Annotated in this window: 1 protein-coding gene; it reads left to right on the top strand. The window is 67.7% G+C overall.

What is annotated here, in order from left to right; all coding sequences use genetic code 11:
* Positions 1 to 829, top strand: an 829-nt coding sequence (locus tag IEY86_RS35965; protein ID WP_189136096.1) for a zinc-binding dehydrogenase, incomplete at both ends; no start/stop codon positions are given.

Below are 829 nucleotides of genomic sequence, written 5' to 3'. Positions count from 1 at the left end.
CCTGGGAGCTGGTCGCTCGGGCATTGACCTCGGGTGAGCCGGAGTTGGCGGTGCGTGGCGGTGAGGTGTATGTGCCGCGGTTGGCCCGGCTCGCGCCCGGCAGCGTGCTGGATGTTCCCGCGGACGGCTCGGCCGCTTGGCGGCTGGACATCCTGGAGAAGGGGACGTTGGAGGGTTTGGGAATCACGGTGTGTCCCGAGAGGACGGAGAGCCTGGCCGCGGGTCAGGTGCGGATCTCGGTGCGGGCGGCGGGGGTGAACTTCCGTGATGTGCTCAATGCGCTGGGGATGTATCCGGGTGAGGCGGGTCTGCTGGGTCTTGAGGGTGCGGGTGTTGTGACCGGGGTGGGTGCGGGTGTTGTCGGTCTTGGGGTCGGTGACCGGGTGATGGGGATGTTCTCCGGGGCGTTCGGTCCTGTGGTGGTGGCTGATGCGCGTGCGGTGGTGCGGATTCCGGCAGGTTGGTCGTTTGTACAGGCGGCGTCGGTGCCGGTTGTGTTTTTGACCGCGTACTACGCGTTGACCGAGCTCGGCGGGTTGGGTGCCGGGGAGTCGGTGCTGGTGCATGCGGCTGCTGGTGGTGTGGGTATGGCGGCGGTGCAGTTGGCCCGCCATCTGGGTGCCGAGGTCTTCGGTACGGCCAGTGCGGGCAAGTGGGCGACGCTCCATGCCTGCGGGCTGGACAGCGCGCATGTGGCGTCCTCGCGTGATCTGGGTTTCGAGCGGGCGTTTTTGGCTGCGACGGATGGTCGTGGTGTGGATGTGGTGCTGGATTCGCTGGCGGGGGAGTTTGTGGATGCCTCGCTGCGGTTGCTGCCGCGTGGTGGACG

Source organism: Wenjunlia tyrosinilytica (genome assembly GCF_014646055.1).
GTDB lineage: Bacteria > Actinomycetota > Actinomycetes > Streptomycetales > Streptomycetaceae > Wenjunlia > Wenjunlia tyrosinilytica.
The sequence above is the reverse complement of the archived record's forward strand: the minus strand, read 5'-3'. Positions and strand labels throughout refer to the sequence as shown.